Consider the following 17,527-nt stretch of genomic DNA (forward strand, 5'->3'; position numbering starts at 1 on the left):
GCTTGGCTAATTCCTTTAATTCCGAGTCTGTCATATTTCGTAGTTCCGATATCTTCATATTTTTTTCCCTCCCAGCTGCTTTAAAAGCGGCTTGCATCAAACTTTTTTCCCTCCTGGAAGCGCTGTGGCGGCCGTTACAGCGGCTATAGCCTGTTGGATACGCGGGTGGACCGGGACGCCGGAAGCGGCGAATTCCTTCACCTCGGCCACATGGGCCGCTTCCGATTCGTAGGCTTTGCGGAACTGGGCCCGCAGGATGGCCGTGTCATCGGTCGGCGTCTGGCAGATTTCTTTCCAGCCGAACCGTTCGACGACGCGCTGCGTCACCGGGTCGTCGAATGCCGGCACGCCGGTATAGCCGACGGCGGCGATGGCCTTCTGGACCTTGCCCCAGGCGGTGGCGCTATCAATGGGCTTCGTGCCCATCGCCAGGGTAGCCACCTTTTCCGAGGCGGCCCGGATTTCGGCAATGGTCGGCAAAAACGTACAGTGATTGATGCAATATTTGACGCCGGCCGACAGGGCCGGCGTCGGGATGTCTTTTAACATCTCTACGTAGAAACGAAGCCGTTCCTCCGGGAGATCATTTTTGTACGCCAGTTGCAAAAGACCAATCGCTCGCAGGGTCGATACTTCCGTTGTCATCTTTCTCCTCTCCTTCCTTGGCTTGGTATTCCGCCATCAGGCGGTTCACGGTATCAATCGCTTCCTTTTTGCTATTGCGCGGCGTTGGCTGTGGCCGGGCTGTGTTTTCATCATCATAGCCGCCGGCCTGCCAGCTTTTCAATATGCCATGGATGTATGCCAGGCTCCGCTTGTTCCGGGTAACGGCTCTATCAATCGCCTTGAGGACCAGATCACTGCCAAAGTCCTCGGCCATGGCCTTGAGCTTTTCCAGATCCATTTCACCCGGCATTGGGTAAATGTTTTTTCGGTAGGCATTGACGGCGTCTTTCAAGCCGTCGTCGGATGTTCCGGTTTCTTTCTTTCTACTTTCTACTTTCTCCTCTCTATTCTCTTTACTCTTATCTCTATACTCTATACTCTTATCTCTAATCTCTACGTTACTTTGTAACGCCTTATTTGTTACCTCAGTGTTACTTTGTAACGTCTTTTTCTTCTTGCGATACTTTCGGACTCGTGCGGCTGATTCGGATTCACTACCAACCATATTTTTGACTTCTGGCATGACGGGTATTCCTTCCTGTGTTTCTTCGATAAGTCCTAAGTGCTTGAAAAGGGATAATGCGACGTTCACCGTGTCAATGTCAAAGCCTGTTTTCTGGGAAATTTTTTTCGGCTCGTAAGGGATCGTCATATTTCCAATGGTTCTGATGAGCTCTCCGGAGGTATTCGCCGTCAGCAAGCACATTTTGAGATATAAGACAATATAAGCGCTCCCGTTTTCCTGTTCCATCAGCCAGTCTATGGTTTCCTGCTGGAAGAAGTTTTCTCGTAGCTTAATCCAGTAGAAACGTTTATTTTCTGTGCTCATAGTTACCTCATATGTGGGGCAGCGGCTTCCCACTGCCCCATGTTCTTTTACATATCGAGTGATGCTTCAAGGACGGCATCGTCCTGCTTTTCCTGGGCTGTCTGTTTTTTGACTTCCCCTGTTTTCGGATCCACACTGTCAGGTACGGTTTCATCGGCCGGCATAGTTTCCGCTTCCGTGTCGATGGTGACGGTTTCGCCTTCTTCATCGACCATGTGTTCCGAGAGGGTCGATTTGATGGTTTCATCTGCCGCGATGGCCCGGACGAATTCCGTCTTGACCGGTGCGTATTTCAATACTTTCTTGATAACCGTCTTTTTCGCCATTTCGTCGAAATACTTGTTCCATGGCGAATAGGAAGAGCTGAAAGACTGGCTCGTCTTCTTGGCATGCTGGATGATGTCTTCCTTACTCATCACTTCGAAGCCATAGCCGCCGTTGGTCATATGGAATACGGCATAGTACATGATGACGTCGCCCCGGTTCTTGATGGCCGGCACATGCCGGAGTTTCGGTTCCAGGCCGTATTCGTATTCGAATAAGTCGTTTTCATATACTTCGTGTGCCTGGATGTCCTTGATGTCCCCGCTGCGGTACGCCAGATCAATCAGCCCTTTGTAGCCAATCTGGAATTGGCATTCTAATTCCCCTTTGTTCCGATAGGGAATCAAATACGCTTCTCCGAGCGGCGTATTCGGTTCCAGGCCTAACTGTGCCGCCTGCATCATGGCCCCCAGGAAGCTGGCTGGCGTGCACTGCTGTAATTGCGGGTTCGTCGAGAGGGCCGTGAAGACCATCCTCGTAAAGCGTTCCGGCGTCAATACCGACGGCAGGGCCTTTTTGATTTGCGGTTCCATAGCCTTGATGAGCCCTTTAAGGCTCGTGTCTTTCTGCTGCATCTGCTGTACCTGTGCCGTCTTCTTCGTAAGTCCACCCTTAGTATTCATAAATAATTCCTCCTTTTATTTGATGGCAAAGCGTCGGCTTGCTTTGCCAATAGAAATGAAGCCTTTGTCACGCAGCGTCTGGTAGATGTCCGGCGCCGCTTTTTTGAGCTTGGAAAGGGAGCAGGTTTCCCTGGGATTCGTCGTCTTCCAGGTGACCCGGTAATCGCCGACCGTCCCGACTTCCGCTTCTCCCAGCATGTCCTTCAGCTGGTTTTCACGAAGTGTAATCTGTGCTTTCAACTGCTCCAGGATTTCCTTATCTCCGCGCAGGTCGTCGATAATCTGTGCCGCATCATCCGGCAGGACGATGGATCTATCTTCCCCATGATAGCGGTCAGCCAGTGCCTGGGCGCAGGACACGCTCCCATCAATCGGCGGGGCTGTGTGTGTCTGCACGAGGCCCCAGAATTCCCGTTCTGCGGAAATCAGTGCCTGTATATCCTGCTCGTTCCGTTCAACCACCTTATAGATGGGGTCGTTCCCGCCGATGAGGACCGCGATATACCAGCGGTCGGCACCGGTCACGGCCATATAGTGAAGGCATTGGCAGTAGTAGGCATCCGGGATTTCGTCGCCCTGCCATTTCTTGTATTGGCTGACGCCGGCGGTCTTGATTTCCAGACCGGCATTCTCCCCGACGACCTCCCGGTCTACATTGGCCAGCATGAAGGGAAAGTTGCGGTTCTGCAGTGTCCCCAGTTTCCGGACCTTTTTGCCCGTTTCTTCCTGGAACCAGTTGGCAATAGCTGGTTCATTCTTTGTTCCCCAGTAGACGCTCATATTCCCTGTAAGGTCTTCTGGGTCGGCCTGCCCCGTTTTTTCCAGCCAGAGCTTATAAGGGCTTTTGTACTTATTCAGCCCCAGGATCACGGCGGCATCACTGCCCCCGATACCCATGTCGCGGGTCTTGAGCCATTTATCATGGTCCTTTTCGGCCTCCCGGACCGACAGTATTAAATCACAGTTACGATAAGCCATGGTTTTCCTCTCCTTTTTCTGGTATAATGAGATTGAACTTTTTTTGGTATGTGGCCGTTGTCTGGTAGCTCAGGCAGCGGCCTTTTTTCAGTAACGGATGACCAGGCGCTGGCCTGGTTTTAACGTTGGGTTCGGACCCAGGTCATTGTTGACCTGAATCTGGTAGATGACCTCCCGGATATCCTGGCCGGTCTTGTCTGCTACAGGGCCAGCGATTTCCCACAGCGTTTCATTGTCATCCACAATGTGGACGATAGCTGTATCAGCGGCGACCGTTTCTGCGTTAGCCCAGGGCGTCGTGCTACCGAGATACAGCCCGACTCCGAAGGCGGCCACGATGGCCATCGCACTTCGGACGGCCCGGAAACGCGGCTTACGCTTTGACCTGGTCAGTCCATGATCGTAAATCTTCATCGTCTTCATGGCTTTTCCCACCTCCTTCCACGAAGCCAATTAACTGGGTTTTTGTACACCGGACGGTACGCCCATACCTGAACCCAATTTCATTGATAATCTTGTAGGCTTGATTCATGCCAATCCTTAAGAATTCGGACACATCTTTAGCCGTTAAGATTGGTGGCAATCCCTTGTAAATGTCATGATTCATGATTTCCTCCTTTCTCCTCCCGGAGAGAATCATGGTATCCGCCTCCTTATACTGCCTCTTCGTCGTCCTGCTCAATCATCGGCAGGACTTTTTTGCCTTTCAGGAATTCATACAGGAAGAGCCGCCCTTTCTGTGTCCATCCCGTCTGGATATTGCAGTCCGGCCGCCCGTCGCTGTGCCGGAAGGCGAGCGTCTTGCTGTGCGTGTAACCTTTCGCCTGATACTTGGCGTACAGGAACCACTGCTTACCGATTTTGTAGATGACCCCGTATTCATGGAGCAGGCGATTGAATGCCGCCGCACTCATGCCATAGTCTTTCGCAATGGCCGTGGTCGGCACGGTCCCTTTACTGGCAAGGATGCGGTCTGTATAGTCGGCTTTCGGTTTCAGCTCGCCAAGTATCTGTTTGTACCCTGCTGCTTCCAATTCGGCGTTCTTCCGCGCCGCTGTTTCTTCCTTGAGCCGCTGTGCCAGCTTGATGAGGGTGTCCGGATTCAGGAGAGCTTCTTCGACTTTCTCCGGTGTGAGGTAGCCGCCGTGCTTACGGATGGCCGGCAATACTTCGCTCGTTACCCAGCGTTTGAACTTCTTCGCCGTCGGGAGCTTGCTGGAAAGGATCAGGCTGTATAAGCCGGATTCATTGATGATGATTGCCTTACTCTTGTAATTGGAACCACTCCCCTGAATCAGGGTACTGGTTTTATCATCATCATCAACGTGGTTAGCAATGGCGTTTTCCGGCTTAGCGTATCCCAGAGAAGTTGCAACGTCCTTCCCGACGAACCACGGTTCGCCATCGATGACGATGGTTCTAATCTGTCCGAATTCTTGTTTCTTGAAAATCTGCAATTCGTTCATATTCTTTCCCTCCTTATCCTTTCCCCAGTTCAAACGATTCCCTGGCCCTTGCCCGGATGCCTTCGACATCCAGGTCCGTATTGGTGATTTCCATGGGCTTCATTCCTCCTCTTCGATGCCGTAGCCCTCCAGGGCTTGCCGGATGATGCGCAGGTCCGGGATACTAAAAAAGTGTGTGTATCCCTCGTTATCCGTCACGCATGCAGAGCCATTCCGGACGTGCTGGCTCATCACGGTGTTGTAGATTTGCCGGATAGCGTCGTAGACGTTGATGGTCCGACCGCCGTAGGTTTTGGGCTGGTCATCCATCGGCGCTTCCGGCCGTACTTGCGGGACACTGTAAATCCGCCATTCTATCGTGAGCGGATTCCCAGTCTCCTCGCTATACATTTGATGAAATTGTTTCATGCTGCTCACCTCCTAAGTGTACATTTTGTACATTTTTATGGAAAAAAAATGGGGTCAACTTTTTCACCTAAAGCCTTTGAAATTTTCAAGGCCAATTTAAAGGATGGGGTTCGCTGATTGGCTTCAATAAACGCTATATAGCGTTGTGATACCCCTGTTTTATACGCCAGTATATCGACGCCGTAGGCTTTCCCGACCATCTGCATGGCTGCTGTCATGGCCATTGGCTTCTTGACGCCGAAGGTATCGGCGATCATGGCTGCCGTGTCGGCCGCATCCTTTACCGCTGTCTTGATCATCCGCGTACGGTAATGCGGGTTCGGGGAAATCTTCGGTACGGCCTGCTGTTTGCGGATTTCTTTTTCCATGGCATTGAAAGCTTCAAGAAATTTCAGTTTCCATTCCAGGGCTTTCTGTCCGGTGAATCCCATAACCAGCAATGAAAAGCCGTCGCGGTTCATGAGGTACATCGGATATGTTTGTTCATTTTGGTTACTATATTGTTTGAGAAACTCAAACATTCAAGTTATAAATAAGGTCCTCGAATTCTTTCTTTGTGAGTCCGAGGATTTTTTTCAATCTAAAGGCTACATCAAGTCTCATCTTGACTTTACCTTGTTCAAGCAAACAATACCCACTCTTACCTTTATAGCCTAATTCGTGGGCTACTTGTGTCTGCGTCAAGCATTTTCGTACTCTATATTCTTTAAGAGTCGGCATTTTATCACCTCATAAACTTTCTTTTATTTCTACTTGTCCTTAATAATGGCCTGCCTACGCGGAAATTACCATCGCCACACCAGTTTATAAGCTAGCAAGAGGTTGTTTAACAACATTCCTGCTTATTGCCATTTCCGTTGCTACATAACAACGGGGATGATATTAAGTTGTCTTAGGAAGTTTATGTTCATCAAACTTCCTAAGTATATTATAGTTGAAGTAACTCAAACTGTCAATACTTTTGTTGAAGTTTCTAAAACTGATGTTTACAAAATTCAAATTATAGGGTACATTAAAGAAAACGGTTTATAATTCTTGAACTTAAAAAGGTGGTGTCTTTATGAGTACATTGGGAAGCAGAATAAAAGAACTGAGATTAGAAAGAAAAATGACAGGAGATGAACTTGGCAGGGTTCTGGGAATCTCCAAATCAACAATCTCTCTCTATGAGCATGATAAAAGCACACCAGATGATGCTATTAAAAAGAAAATCTGTTCATATTTCGATGTTTCTTTTGACTGGCTCATGGGCATAACCACATCAAGAACAACTATTTATCCTAAACGTACGGGGCGAGGAGTACCCATCCCGGTCCTGGGTCGCGTCGTGGCAGGCATCCCCATCGAAGCCGTGGAAGAGATCCTGGACTACGAGGAAATCACCCCGGAACTCGCCGCAACGGGCGAATTTTTTGCATTAAAAATCCGCGGCCACTCGATGGAACCGCGGATGATGGAAGGCGACGTCGTTATTGTCCGCCGGCAGGATGACGTAGAGTCAGGAGATATCGCCATCGTTTTGGTCAATGGCAACGAGGCCACCGTGAAACGCGTGAAAAAGCAGGAAGAAGGTATCACACTGATTGCAACAAATACATCTGTTTACGAGCCACACTTTTACTCAAACAAAGAAATAAAAAACCTTCCCGTGCAGATACTTGGGAAAGTCGTAGAACTGAGAGGAAAATTTTGAGGTAAAAAAATGGATAATGACAAAAACAATGAAGTTAAATGGTATCGAAAGAAATGGTTTATGTGGCTAATGCTCATTTGCTGTTGGCCTATCGGATTAGTATTTCTTTATATGCATCGTTCAGAATATACTCGCAAAAAATTATTGCAGATTGCAGTATTAACATTTTTTGTGGTTGTATGTACACAGGCATGGAGCAAACTTAACCAGCCAGAAACGCAAAAGCAATCCGTACCCGTACAAACCAAACAAACGGAGCAGGCACAACAAACAAAATCGGATGCCAATAAAGTCACAAATGGAACTTTACCATCAAATAAGGCGACAACTAATAGCACTTCAACCAAAAAAGCCGCTCCTGTTGTCAGAGGCGGTACTACTGGCCCAAATGGTGAAACAATCAAAGGGAACATAAATAAAAAAGGTGAAAAAATATATCATATGCCTGGTAGTGCATCTTACAACAGAACTATCCCCGAAGCCTGGTTCTCAACACCTGAAGAAGCAGAAGCCGCTGGGTATAGAGCCGCTAAAAGATAGGACTGATTCAACATGAATATGAAAAAAATAATTGCCATATTACTATTGATAATATCATTATCAAGTACAGTATTCGCAACCAATACGAATAGATGGTATTGGATATCTTCCAATAGAGATTTTTCAACGTATGTAGATATTAAAACATTGTCTTACAATGCCGATACAGATACAGCAGATTTATATATAAAACGTGTATATCCTGAAGATAACAAGACTGTAACGCAACATGTTTTAATAAATTTCACAACAAATAAGATCATTTCAACGGCTTATTATGTTTTCCACGGGGATAGTACGAATGTGTATGAAAATACTACCAGCCATACGGAAAATATTGTCCCTGATACTCTCGGAGAAGTAATGCGTGATAAAGTCAATGCATTAGTTGGGCGTGATGCCAAGCGGGCCTACATAAAAGACATTAAAGCCAATCCAGGACATATTGCATACTAATCACGTAAAGCCTGACTAATTGTATAGTATCAATCTATCATAAATCGTCATGGCCATCGCCATTGCTGAAATAACATAGACTATTTTCCTGACATCGGGAAAATGGTCTATTAGGATAAAAAACGTCGAGACGAGGCGGAAGATGTAACATAAGAAAGGAGGTAAATCATGCACGTTTACAAAAAGCCATCTGGACTATGGGCCTACAAAATTGACATCGGTAAAAACCCACGAACGGGGAAACGGCAGCAGAAAGAAAAAGGTGGTTTCAAGCGGGCAAAGGATGCCAGGATAGCTGGGGAGGAAGCACTGCAGCAGTATCGGACTAAAGGATTCGCACGTCCGGAAGCTGTGACGTTTGGTGATTTTGCAAAAGAGTGGCTAAAGGCATACGCGATTACTGCTAAAGTATCCTCTGTTCGGATTCGAAAGCACCAGCTTGGCCATCTGAACCGGTACTTTGAAAAAATCCCCGTTCAAGAAATTCATAAGAAGCAATATCAGGACGCCTTATTGTCTCTCACCAAAACGCTGGCTCCGAATACAATTTCAGGAATCCATGCTACGGCTAAAATGATTTTCAAGCGGGCCATAGAATACGAGCTTATTTATTCAGATCCGACGGAATTCGCTACGGTTCCCCGGCCGAAGCGGAAGATCGTAGATCCAGACGAAAACGTGCCTGCCTATCTGGAAAAATCTCAGCTTCTCGATTTCCTGCAGACAGCGAAGGAAAAAGGAATCACGCCCGATTATCCTTTATTTATGCTGCTGGCTTATACGGGCTTGCGGATTGGAGAGGCCCTGGCTCTCACCTGGGAAGATATAGACTTCAAGAAGAATGCGGTCAAAGTATCCAAGACGCTTTACAATCCGACGAATAACGCTGAAAAATATGAGCTTCTCCCTCCGAAAACAGAAACATCGGTCCGAGTGGTCACCATGCCGGCACACCTGGAAAAGGTACTGGCTGAATTCAAGTTCCAAGTCTCTAGGCTCCGGATTGAATATAAAGAGCTGTGGCACTATCCCAAGGGCAGTAAATTGGGATTTGTTTTTACGGCTCCTGCCCACCCTGGCCATCCTCTTACCCAGAGACTCGTACAAACTCGCATAGACCGTATTCAGCGTTTGATGGATAACCCGGTGAGCCTTCACATACACCCCCATATTTTCCGTCATACCCATGCGTCACTGCTGGCAGAGGCCGGGATAGACCTGGTACAAATCATGAAGCGATTAGGCCATGCCGACGATACGATTACGCGGCAGATATATCTGCACATCACAAAAACATTGGCCACAGAGACGGCAGAAAAGTTTGATAAACTGCTAAATAAGGCATAAAAAAACAGCCCCTTGCGATTGATTTCGCAAGAGGCTTATTTTTTGGTTCTCGTTTTGTTCTCTGAGTGCGATTTTCAAGGCCTTATAAACGCCTTGGTTATCGTATTTACAGCACTTTTTAATTTTTATTTACATCATGCCAGGCATGCCGCCCATGCCAGCCGGCGGTACCGGAGCTGCCGGAGTCTGTTCCGGTTTGTCAGCTACGAGGGTTTCCGTTGTCAGAACGAGGGCTGCAATAGAAGCAGCGTTCTGCAGAGCTGTACGGGTTACTTTAGCCGGATCAACGATACCAGCTTTAACCATGTCTACGTATTCTTCTTTAAGGGCATTGAAGCCTACGCCGTCATCAGCAGCTTTTACTTTAGCTACGATAACCGAGCCTTCGAGACCTGCGTTCGTAGCAATCTGACGAACCGGTTCTTCAACAGCGCGTTTTACGAGGTTGATACCTGTCTGTACGTCGCCTTCTTCCTGGAATTCATCCAGAGCCGGAAGGATGTCGATGAAGGTTGTGCCGCCGCCGGCTACGATACCTTCTTCAACAGCAGCGCGGGTTGCGTTCAGGGCATCTTCCAGACGGAGCTTCTTATCTTTCAGTTCTACTTCCGTAGCAGCACCTACTTCGATAACAGCTACGCCGCCGGACATTTTAGCCAGACGTTCCTGGAGTTTTTCTTTATCGAAATCAGACGTCGTTTCAGCAATCTGGGCTTTGATCTGGGCAACGCGTTCTTTGATAGCAGCCGAATCGCCGTGGCCTTCTACGATAGTCGTTTCGTCTTTGGTTACGCGGACCTGGCGGGCCGAGCCGAGGTCAGCCATGGTGATGCTGTCGAGTTTACGGCCTACATCTTCGGAGATTACGTTCGCACCGGTGAGTACGGCAATATCCTGGAGCATCGCTTTACGGCGGTCACCAAAGCCAGGAGCTTTAACTGCTACAGCTTTAAAGGTACCACGCAGTTTGTTGACTACGAGTGTTGCCAGAGCTTCGCCTTCTACATCTTCAGCGATGATCAGGAGTTCTTTACCAGCCTGAACGACTTTTTCCAGAACCGGCAGCATTTCCTGAATGGAAGCGATCTTACGGTCCGTAATGAGGATGTACGGTTCGGACATAACGGCTTCCATCTTTTCGCCGTCTGTAGCCATGTACGGGGAGATATAGCCACGGTCGAACTGCATGCCTTCAACAACGGAAAGCTGCGTACCCATAGTCTTCGATTCTTCAACAGTAATAACGCCATCTTTGCCAACTTTTTCCATGGCTTCAGCAATGAGGCGGCCTACTTCTTCGTCACCGGCAGAAATGGAAGCTACCTGGGCGATAGAAGCTTTATCCGATACGGCAATGGAGCGTTTTTTGATTTCATCAACCAATTTAGCAACAGCCTTTTCAATGCCGCGTTTGAGGATCATCGGGTTAGCACCGGCTGCTACGTTGCGCATGCCTTCCTGGATCATGGCCTGAGCCAAGAGGGTAGCTGTCGTCGTGCCGTCGCCGGCAACGTCGTTGGTCTTTGTAGCTACTTCTTTAACGAGCTGGGCGCCCATGTTTTCAAAGGGATCTTCCAATTCGATATCACGGGCAATGGTTACACCATCGTTGGTAATCGTCGGAGCGCCGAATTTTTTGTCGAGAACGACGTTACGGCCTTTAGGCCCTAATGTAACTTTAACCGCGTTTGCTAATGCATCAACGCCTTTGCCGAGGGCACGGCGTGCATCTTCATTGAACAAAATCTGTTTTGCCATTGTACACACTCTCCTATATGAATAAGATTAGAATTCTGTTTCGTCCACTATGTATGAGCGTAAAATTAGAGAATAGCGAGGATATCCCGTTCGCTGACGATCAGGAGCTTTTCACCTTCGTATTTTACTTCTGTTCCTGCATATTTGGAGAAAATAACTTTATCGCCTGCTTTTACGTCTAAGGCAACGCGGCTTCCGTCTTCCTGAAGTTTGCCCGGGCCTGCAGCAACGATTTCACCTTCGCAAGGTTTTTCTTTTGCCGTATCCGGCAAGAAAATACCGCTGGCAGTTTTTTCTTCCTGTTCTAATACACGAATGACTACTCGGTCTCCTAACGGTTTTAACATTTTATATTCCTCCCTTAGTGTTACATGTCTTTTAATTTATTAGCACTCACTATGTCCGAGTGCTAACTACAATATATATATTACTCACCAAAGGTAAAAAAGTCAATACTTTTTTCAAAAAAAAGACATACCCTTGAAACAGCCTTTACCAAAGGGATAATCTGGCCGATTATGCGATAAAAAATAACCGGCAGGATACCTGCCGGTTCGGGTCTGCTTATTTGTTTTTTTCCTTCATGGCACTCGTAATTACGGCTTCAGCCACGCTTTTCAGGGAGATTCGTTTCTTCATGCTATATTGCTGCAAGCGGCGGTATGCCTCTTCTTCCGGAATATGATATAACTCCATCAGAAGGCCCTTAGCCCGTTCGACGACCTTGCGCGTTTCTATTTCTTCATTCATCTGGTCAAGCTGCTTATTCATCTCCTGTTGCCGTTTGAACTGGGCAATGGCTACTTCAATAGCCGGAAAGAGATTCGTCGGTGATACGGGCTTGACCAAATACCCCAGTACACCTGAATCGGTAGCTTTGTCAATAATGTCCTTCTGGCTGTATGCTGTCAGGAGCAGTACCGGCGCCAGTTGTTCGTGAGCAATCATGCGGGCCGCGTGGATACCGTCTAAACGAGGCATCTTAATGTCTAAAATGACAATATCCGGATTTTCCCGTCGTACTAACGCCAATGCTTCTACACCATCTGCGGCTTCCCCTACGACCTGATGGCCTGCATCTTCCAGCATTTCTGCCAGATCCATACGGATAATCGATTCATCGTCACCAATGACGACACGGTATGCCATATCAATTTCCCCCTTTAGTTAGCGGAAAACAAATTGTCACTTCCGTCCCTTCCGGATTGTTAGGAGCAAAGAGCACCGTTCCCTGCAAATCCTTTTCTACTAACGTATGGACAATTTGTAATCCCAAATGCTTTCTCCCCTCTTTTTCCTGCTGCACGGCCATGCCGCAGCCGTCATCACGGACTACGATCAGGGCCCGGTCGCCCTGACGGGACAAGGTCACCTGTAAATGCCCTTCACTGCGGCCAGCAAAGCCGTGCAGGACGGCATTGGTTATCAATTCATTTAAGACGAGAGCTAACGATGTAGCTGCAGCAGAAGGCAGCATCATCTTTTCGCCGTGAAAGGACGGCACAATGCGGCTTTCACTACCGGACAGGCTGTGCAGGACGAGGAACAGGAGACGTTCGGCAATTTCTGATACATCGATGATTTCTTCGTCATGGCGGGATAGCGTTTCATGGACGAGGGAAATACTGACGATGCGGTTCAGGCTTTCATTGAGGGCATCTTTGGCTTCCTGGCTCTGGACACGCCGCATTTGCATGCGTAGCAGGCCGGCAATGGTCTGCAGATTGTTTTTTACGCGATGGTGAATTTCCTTGATAACCGATGTCTTCACCATAAGCTCTTCTTCTTTTTGCCGCAGCTCGGTTCGCTCCGTAATAATGGCGATAATCCTATCGATGTGGCCTCGGCGCAGGATAGGAATGATGCGCCGCGTAAAGATATTCTGGCCGTGCCGCACATCCCCTACAGAGCCTTGGCGCGTTTCAATGGCATGCTTGACGCCGGACAGATTGATTTCACTATTATAAATGGTTTCCCCTGTCAACTCCCGGACTGTGCCACGCAAACGCATAATACTTTCGGCCATTTCGTCGGCATAGAGAATGACGCCGTTGCCATTGACGAGAATAATGCCGTCTTGCAGGGATAAGTTCTTGTATAATTGATCAGAATGCTCCGTAAGTGGCACCTGCAGGGCTAGAAAAGCCGTTTCCGTAAGCAGATCCCGTCCTTTTTCTACATTACCCACAAAGGATACGACACCGATCGTAAGGCCGCCGTTATCAACAAAGGGATAACACTGGATGGGCTCTGTACGGCCATAATACGTTTCTTTCGCACCACGCAAGGGATTGCCGGTCTGAAAGACACGCCACACCAGGGGTTCATCATAGACCGTCACCTGGGCTCCTGCCGTTGTCTTTTGCGGTTCACCCTGGCGGCGCCGGGAAAAAGGCTGGCGGTGTGCCGCTAAAATCATCGTTTCTCTTTGTTTCCCCGGTACGTAGACAAAGACCTCCCGATGGGATAGATCGCTGGAAAATTGCAGCAGCTCTTCACTATTTTGAAGAATCCGTATTTGCACATCGGAAAGGGAGCTCCCGGTCTGACAAATCGTTTCTATCGTAGCCATAGACGCCACCTCATTGCTTGGTCATAATAGACAGGGCCGGCTTGGCATTGAGTGTCAGGTCAGCAAAGATCCCGGCCTGAGCCATATAATAGGCACGGCAGCCTATCATGGCGCCATTGTCCGTGCAGAGGATCTTGCTCGGCTTATAAAGGCTATAGCCCCGTTTGGCACAGGCTGCTGCCATGGCTGCACCGAGGCCGCTATTGGCGGCAACCCCGCCGGCAAGGGCAATTTTTTTCATACCCGTGCACTGGGCTGCATCCATGGTCTTTTCCACCAGCGTTTCGACTACCGTCTTTTGGAAGCTCGCAGCAACATCCTTCGGGTCATACGTTTCATGGCGCTGTTCCTGCGTATGCAGGTAGTTGAGCACAGCCGATTTCAGGCCGCTAAAGCTGAATTCGAAGTTGTGCTTTTCGTGCAAGGCTTTAGGAAAAACAATGGCATCGGCGTTCCCTTCCTTGGCCAGGGCGTCGATCTGGGGACCGCCCGGATACGGATAGCCCATGACGCGGGCAATTTTATCGAAGGCTTCACCGGCTGCATCGTCACGGGTTTGCCCCAGGAGCTCAAAGGAGTTGTAGCCATTGATTTTGACCAGCTGTGTATGACCGCCAGAAACGACGAGGGTCAAAAAGGGCGGTTCTAACCCGGGATTGCTCAGGAAATTGGCAAAAATATGACCCTCCATATGATTGACGCCGACGAGGGGTTTATCCAGAGCAAAGCTCAGCGCTTTGGCTGCTGCTACACCGACGAGCAGGGCGCCGACGAGACCCGGTCCATAGGTGACGCCAATATGGTCAATCGCCTGCAGGCTGACCTTGGCTTCATCCAGGGCTTCTTTGATAACCGGCATAACATATTCGATATGCTGGCGCGACGCGATTTCCGGTACGACACCACCAAATTTTCGATGTATCGGTACCTGTGTAGAAATGATATTCGAAAGGATGTGACGGCCGTCTTCAATGACAGCAGCAGACGTTTCATCACAGCTCGTTTCCAATGCTAATGTATACATGTATCATTCTCCTATTATTTGACGACCCAGTGGTACTTTTCTTTTTTACAGTCCATGACATAGGCATCTTCTTCCGGGTCAGAGTAATATTTCTTCCGTATAGACAGAACCTCATAGCCTAATTTTCGGTATAGCGACAGAGCCGGCAGGTTGGAAAAGCGCACCTCCAAAAAGATATCGGTACAGCCTTCTTCATAGGCAGCTTCCATCATAACGCGCACTAATAATTCGCCATAGCCCTGGCGGCGTACTTCTTTGCGTAAGGCAATATTGGTAACCTGCCCTTCATCGACGACCCGCCATAGACCTGCGTAGCCTTCAATCCGCCCATCTGGACGAACCAGGACATAGTAGCGGGTTACCTCCGTATTGGCCAGTTCCCGGTCTATCGTTTCCCGTCGCCAGGGAACGGAGAAGGATTCCGTTTCGACCTCATAAATGCCCTGGGCATCTTCCGGTGTAGCCGGCCGTACGATCATAGACATAAGGCCCTGCCATGTCTCTTTTCCCAGAGAACCTCTGCTTCACTGCGCCGTTTGTAGGCTGGTGTAAGGGTCATGCAGTCGTCGACGTCCTGACGGCTGTAGCGCTCGTCTGCTGCCAGGGCCAGACTGCCGGCCCGAGGGATAACCATCGTCGGCGGGGCCAGGCGGAACTGCGGCGACGCAGCTTCAATTTGTGCGCGCCCTAAAAGGCTGCCGTCGCCACAAAAGACAACGGCTTTGCCAAGCGTTGCCAGCTGTGCCAGCACCTCTGTCAGCGGGGCAACCTGGACCGGTTCCAATTCCTGCAGGTGCGTGCCCTGCCATTCATAAAGGGACATATAGACGTTCCCCTTTTGGGCATCGATGAGGACACACACAGGATCTTTGGCACCTATAAAATTCCAGGCCAAGGCCGTCGGCGTTTCAATGCCAATAAGCGGTACGTTCCAGCCGAAGGACAGCCCCTTAGCGGAAGCCATTCCAATACGCAGGCCCGTAAAAGAGCCAGGGCCGATGGAGACGGCAACGGCATCGATAGCCGTTTTAGGAACAGACGCCTTTTCCAGCATATCTGCAATATGTGGCATAAGCTGTTCCGAGTGAGTCAGGCGTGCCTGTATCGTTAATTCAGCCCGTAATGTCTGTTCATGTAAGAGCGCCACACTCGATACAAGACTCGACGTTTCAATGGCTAGTAACATAATTTTCTACCTCTTTTTCTACAGAAGCCCAGCGGCTTCCCTGGAAATCAAAATGAAACACTCTGTCTGTAACGCTGACTTTATCGATGCGGATAATCGCAGCATCAGCAGGCAAGCGGTCAGGAAACTTCTCTGACCACTCGATGACCGTAACACCACCAGGCAGGTAATCATCAAAGCCCAGGTTATCCAGTTCAGCCTCTTCTTCAAGACGATAAAAATCAAAATGCTGTAAGGGCAGGGCGTGTTCATAGAAATTGAGGATCGTAAAGGTCGGACTGACAACCGTATCCGTAATTCCCATGCCCTTGGCAATGCCTTGGACAAAATGTGTTTTTCCGGCACCTAAATCACCTTGCAGGGCAAAAACATCACCGGCCTTTAAAACAGGGCCCAAGGCTTCACCCAGAGCAATTGTTTCTGCTTCCCCATGTGTGGTTACGTCCATAATCATCCTCCTTAAAAATGTGTCCAGCCCGCTGCCGGTAACAGTTCCCGTTTCCCGCCCTGACAAAGAACAACCTCAGCAGGGCCGGCTTCTACCGTACCAATAGCAGTCACAGCCGGGAACTCTGCCTGGAGCTGTGCGAAATCGGCAGACGACATGGTAAATACCAATTCATAATCTTCGCCGCCGGTAAAGACAAACTTGCCGGCCTGCGTTCCCGAAGCAGCAGCCCAGCGCTGTAATTCTTCACTAATCGGGAGGGCCTCGTATTGCAGGACTAAACGGACGCCACTGGCTTTAGCTATTTCGTTTGCTTCACTGGCCAATCCGTCACTAATATCATTCAAACTGTGGCAATGGTGTTTTACCAAAAGCCGTCCCAGGGCAATTTGCGGTTCCGGAAAACGGTGTGCTTTTTTGAGTTCGTCGTAGCCGTCTGCACCATGCAGCATAACATCCAGACCGGCACCGGAGTTGCCAATCGTATGTGATACAGCCACCACGTCTCCCGCCTGGGCACCACTACGGAGCAACGCTTTTCCTGCTTCGATTTCGCCAAAGGCAGCCACTGTGATGACGGCCCCTTCTTGGGACGTAACCGTATCGCCGCCTAAAATATTAACCTTATAGGTACGGCAAATATCTTTAATGCCTTTATATAAAGCAATGACGTCGTCTACATCCATGTCAGGGCGGAACGCCGTAGACAAGACGATATGTGTCGGTATACCGCCTATAGCGGCAATATCACTTAAGTTAGAGGCTACAGCCTTATAGCCTACGTCATACCACTCACCGGTCCGGCCAATAATGAAATGACTGTTTTCTACCATCGTGTCGATGACGGCAATCTGTTCCATTCCCTGTGTCGTCTTATAAACAGCTCCGTCATCACCGATCCCGATGACGACGGGATCCGGATTAAATAATGTGTTATCTTTTATTTCATCAATGAAACCGAATTCACCTATCTCTGAAATTTTCATACGCGTCTCCTATAGAAATATACAGTTAGACCACTTAACTATATTATTTTAATCAAAATCCCTATAAAAGTAAATGACGGCCTGCCTTATCCTGTCACCAGTCTGACAAAAAGTCTTTTGTGTATAACAAAAAACCTGCAACAAAATGCTGCAGGTTTTTCATGTGGTGACCCGGTAGGGATTCGAACCCTAGACCTACTGATTCGTAGTCAGTCACTCTATC

The 17,527-nt window shown here is 48.8% G+C and carries 22 protein-coding genes; 4 read left to right on the forward strand and 18 right to left on the reverse strand.

Features of this window, described 5'->3' with window-relative positions; translation table 11 throughout:
* Nucleotides 1–96 precede the first annotated feature (96 nt).
* From PGX44_RS12430 to PGX44_RS12470, 9 genes are all read right to left on the reverse strand, one after another.
* The gene (locus PGX44_RS12430; RefSeq protein ID WP_498855604.1) at nt 97–645 is read right to left on the reverse strand and encodes a hypothetical protein; all 549 of its coding nucleotides are present in this window, start codon (nt 643–645) and stop codon (nt 97–99) included.
* The gene (locus PGX44_RS12435) at nt 584–1,495 is read right to left on the reverse strand and encodes a phage replisome organizer N-terminal domain-containing protein (protein ID WP_498855605.1); all 912 of its coding nucleotides are present in this window, start codon (nt 1,493–1,495) and stop codon (nt 584–586) included. The genes PGX44_RS12430 and PGX44_RS12435 overlap by 62 nt, the downstream gene beginning before the upstream one ends.
* Before the next feature lie 47 nt (nt 1,496–1,542).
* Nucleotides 1,543–2,442: a recombinase RecT gene (locus PGX44_RS12440; RefSeq protein ID WP_498855606.1), complete on the reverse strand. Its 900-nt coding sequence runs from the start codon at nt 2,440–2,442 to the stop codon at nt 1,543–1,545.
* Between the two features lie 15 nt (nt 2,443–2,457).
* Nucleotides 2,458–3,420: a YqaJ viral recombinase family nuclease gene (locus PGX44_RS12445; RefSeq protein ID WP_498855607.1), complete on the reverse strand. Its 963-nt coding sequence runs from the start codon at nt 3,418–3,420 to the stop codon at nt 2,458–2,460.
* Nucleotides 3,421–3,507: 87 nt separating this feature from the next.
* Nucleotides 3,508–3,843: a LysM peptidoglycan-binding domain-containing protein gene (locus PGX44_RS12450; RefSeq protein ID WP_498855608.1), complete on the reverse strand. Its 336-nt coding sequence runs from the start codon at nt 3,841–3,843 to the stop codon at nt 3,508–3,510.
* Nucleotides 3,794–4,027, reverse strand: coding sequence for a hypothetical protein (locus PGX44_RS12455; protein ID WP_498855609.1), 234 nt, complete (start codon nt 4,025–4,027; stop codon nt 3,794–3,796). The genes PGX44_RS12450 and PGX44_RS12455 overlap by 50 nt, the downstream gene beginning before the upstream one ends.
* 46 nt (nt 4,028–4,073) lie before the next feature.
* Nucleotides 4,074–4,886 carry a phage antirepressor KilAC domain-containing protein gene (locus PGX44_RS12460; protein WP_498855610.1) on the reverse strand — a complete coding sequence of 271 codons (813 nt, stop codon included), beginning with the start codon at nt 4,884–4,886 and terminating at the stop codon, nt 4,074–4,076.
* Between the two features lie 99 nt (nt 4,887–4,985).
* Nucleotides 4,986–5,294: a hypothetical protein gene (locus PGX44_RS12465; protein ID WP_498855611.1), complete on the reverse strand. Its 309-nt coding sequence runs from the start codon at nt 5,292–5,294 to the stop codon at nt 4,986–4,988.
* A gap of 35 nt (nt 5,295–5,329) precedes the next feature.
* Complete coding sequence (locus PGX44_RS12470) at nt 5,330–5,815, reverse strand: Rha family transcriptional regulator (RefSeq protein WP_498855612.1); 486 nt, start codon at nt 5,813–5,815, stop codon at nt 5,330–5,332.
* Nucleotides 5,816–6,354: 539 nt separating this feature from the next.
* Here PGX44_RS12470 and PGX44_RS12475 point away from each other — a divergent pair.
* From PGX44_RS12475 to PGX44_RS12490, 4 genes are all read left to right on the forward strand, one after another.
* On the forward strand, nt 6,355–6,987 hold the full coding sequence (locus tag PGX44_RS12475; RefSeq protein ID WP_498855613.1) for a LexA family protein: 633 nt from the start codon (nt 6,355–6,357) through the stop codon (nt 6,985–6,987).
* Between the two features lie 9 nt (nt 6,988–6,996).
* Nucleotides 6,997–7,527, forward strand: a complete 531-nt coding sequence (locus PGX44_RS12480; RefSeq protein WP_498855614.1) for a sunset domain-containing protein — start codon at nt 6,997–6,999, stop codon at nt 7,525–7,527.
* A 12-nt stretch (nt 7,528–7,539) separates the two neighbouring features.
* Nucleotides 7,540–7,983, forward strand: a complete 444-nt coding sequence (locus PGX44_RS12485) for a hypothetical protein (protein ID WP_498855615.1) — start codon at nt 7,540–7,542, stop codon at nt 7,981–7,983.
* A 168-nt stretch (nt 7,984–8,151) separates the two neighbouring features.
* Nucleotides 8,152–9,330: a site-specific integrase gene (locus PGX44_RS12490; RefSeq protein ID WP_288201576.1), complete on the forward strand. Its 1,179-nt coding sequence runs from the start codon at nt 8,152–8,154 to the stop codon at nt 9,328–9,330.
* Nucleotides 9,331–9,459: 129 nt separating this feature from the next.
* Here the strand turns inward: PGX44_RS12490 and groL are convergent, their stop codons facing one another.
* From groL to thiL, 9 genes are all read right to left on the reverse strand, one after another.
* The gene (gene groL, locus PGX44_RS12495; protein ID WP_186502351.1) at nt 9,460–11,088 is read right to left on the reverse strand and encodes a chaperonin GroEL; all 1,629 of its coding nucleotides are present in this window, start codon (nt 11,086–11,088) and stop codon (nt 9,460–9,462) included.
* 65 nt (nt 11,089–11,153) lie between these two features.
* Nucleotides 11,154–11,435, reverse strand: coding sequence for a co-chaperone GroES (gene groES, locus PGX44_RS12500; RefSeq protein ID WP_186502352.1), 282 nt, complete (start codon nt 11,433–11,435; stop codon nt 11,154–11,156).
* 217 nt (nt 11,436–11,652) lie between these two features.
* Nucleotides 11,653–12,237, reverse strand: coding sequence for an ANTAR domain-containing response regulator (locus PGX44_RS12505; RefSeq protein WP_498855616.1), 585 nt, complete (start codon nt 12,235–12,237; stop codon nt 11,653–11,655).
* A 1-nt stretch (nt 12,238) separates the two neighbouring features.
* Nucleotides 12,239–13,660, reverse strand: coding sequence for a histidine kinase N-terminal domain-containing protein (locus tag PGX44_RS12510; RefSeq protein WP_498855617.1), 1,422 nt, complete (start codon nt 13,658–13,660; stop codon nt 12,239–12,241).
* A gap of 10 nt (nt 13,661–13,670) precedes the next feature.
* On the reverse strand, nt 13,671–14,684 hold the full coding sequence (tsaD, locus tag PGX44_RS12515; RefSeq protein WP_186502355.1) for a tRNA (adenosine(37)-N6)-threonylcarbamoyltransferase complex transferase subunit TsaD: 1,014 nt from the start codon (nt 14,682–14,684) through the stop codon (nt 13,671–13,673).
* 14 nt (nt 14,685–14,698) lie between these two features.
* Nucleotides 14,699–15,163 (reverse strand): ribosomal protein S18-alanine N-acetyltransferase, encoded by a 465-nt coding sequence (gene rimI / locus PGX44_RS12520; protein ID WP_186502366.1) that lies wholly within the window; start codon nt 15,161–15,163, stop codon nt 14,699–14,701.
* Nucleotides 15,160–15,870, reverse strand: a complete 711-nt coding sequence (tsaB, locus tag PGX44_RS12525) for a tRNA (adenosine(37)-N6)-threonylcarbamoyltransferase complex dimerization subunit type 1 TsaB (protein ID WP_498855618.1) — start codon at nt 15,868–15,870, stop codon at nt 15,160–15,162. The genes rimI and tsaB overlap by 4 nt, the downstream gene beginning before the upstream one ends.
* Complete coding sequence (gene tsaE, locus PGX44_RS12530; protein ID WP_498855619.1) at nt 15,854–16,324, reverse strand: tRNA (adenosine(37)-N6)-threonylcarbamoyltransferase complex ATPase subunit type 1 TsaE; 471 nt, start codon at nt 16,322–16,324, stop codon at nt 15,854–15,856. The genes tsaB and tsaE overlap by 17 nt, the downstream gene beginning before the upstream one ends.
* A gap of 5 nt (nt 16,325–16,329) precedes the next feature.
* Nucleotides 16,330–17,304: a thiamine-phosphate kinase gene (thiL, locus tag PGX44_RS12535; protein ID WP_498855620.1), complete on the reverse strand. Its 975-nt coding sequence runs from the start codon at nt 17,302–17,304 to the stop codon at nt 16,330–16,332.
* Nucleotides 17,305–17,527 lie beyond the last annotated feature (223 nt).

The organism is Caecibacter sp. AF58-12pH5A (assembly GCF_027681725.1).
GTDB lineage: Bacteria > Bacillota > Negativicutes > Veillonellales > Megasphaeraceae > Megasphaera > Megasphaera hominis.

Coding starts and splice junctions, on each gene's coding strand:
- PGX44_RS12430 (WP_498855604.1), bottom strand. CDS start 645: ATGACAACGGAAGTATCGACCCTGCGAGCGATTGGTCTTTTGCAACTG.
- PGX44_RS12435 (WP_498855605.1), bottom strand. CDS start 1,495: ATGAGCACAGAAAATAAACGTTTCTACTGGATTAAGCTACGAGAAAAC.
- PGX44_RS12440 (WP_498855606.1), bottom strand. CDS start 2,442: ATGAATACTAAGGGTGGACTTACGAAGAAGACGGCACAGGTACAGCAG.
- PGX44_RS12445 (WP_498855607.1), bottom strand. CDS start 3,420: ATGGCTTATCGTAACTGTGATTTAATACTGTCGGTCCGGGAGGCCGAA.
- PGX44_RS12450 (WP_498855608.1), bottom strand. CDS start 3,843: ATGAAGACGATGAAGATTTACGATCATGGACTGACCAGGTCAAAGCGT.
- PGX44_RS12455 (WP_498855609.1), bottom strand. CDS start 4,027: ATGAATCATGACATTTACAAGGGATTGCCACCAATCTTAACGGCTAAA.
- PGX44_RS12460 (WP_498855610.1), bottom strand. CDS start 4,886: ATGAACGAATTGCAGATTTTCAAGAAACAAGAATTCGGACAGATTAGA.
- PGX44_RS12465 (WP_498855611.1), bottom strand. CDS start 5,294: ATGAAACAATTTCATCAAATGTATAGCGAGGAGACTGGGAATCCGCTC.
- PGX44_RS12470 (WP_498855612.1), bottom strand. CDS start 5,815: ATGTTTGAGTTTCTCAAACAATATAGTAACCAAAATGAACAAACATAT.
- PGX44_RS12475 (WP_498855613.1), top strand. CDS start 6,355: ATGAGTACATTGGGAAGCAGAATAAAAGAACTGAGATTAGAAAGAAAA.
- PGX44_RS12480 (WP_498855614.1), top strand. CDS start 6,997: ATGGATAATGACAAAAACAATGAAGTTAAATGGTATCGAAAGAAATGG.
- PGX44_RS12485 (WP_498855615.1), top strand. CDS start 7,540: ATGAATATGAAAAAAATAATTGCCATATTACTATTGATAATATCATTA.
- PGX44_RS12490 (WP_288201576.1), top strand. CDS start 8,152: ATGCACGTTTACAAAAAGCCATCTGGACTATGGGCCTACAAAATTGAC.
- groL (WP_186502351.1), bottom strand. CDS start 11,088: ATGGCAAAACAGATTTTGTTCAATGAAGATGCACGCCGTGCCCTCGGC.
- groES (WP_186502352.1), bottom strand. CDS start 11,435: ATGTTAAAACCGTTAGGAGACCGAGTAGTCATTCGTGTATTAGAACAG.
- PGX44_RS12505 (WP_498855616.1), bottom strand. CDS start 12,237: ATGGCATACCGTGTCGTCATTGGTGACGATGAATCGATTATCCGTATG.
- PGX44_RS12510 (WP_498855617.1), bottom strand. CDS start 13,660: ATGGCTACGATAGAAACGATTTGTCAGACCGGGAGCTCCCTTTCCGAT.
- tsaD (WP_186502355.1), bottom strand. CDS start 14,684: ATGTATACATTAGCATTGGAAACGAGCTGTGATGAAACGTCTGCTGCT.
- rimI (WP_186502366.1), bottom strand. CDS start 15,163: ATGATCGTACGGCCGGCTACACCGGAAGATGCCCAGGGCATTTATGAG.
- tsaB (WP_498855618.1), bottom strand. CDS start 15,870: ATGTTACTAGCCATTGAAACGTCGAGTCTTGTATCGAGTGTGGCGCTC.
- tsaE (WP_498855619.1), bottom strand. CDS start 16,324: ATGATTATGGACGTAACCACACATGGGGAAGCAGAAACAATTGCTCTG.
- thiL (WP_498855620.1), bottom strand. CDS start 17,304: ATGAAAATTTCAGAGATAGGTGAATTCGGTTTCATTGATGAAATAAAA.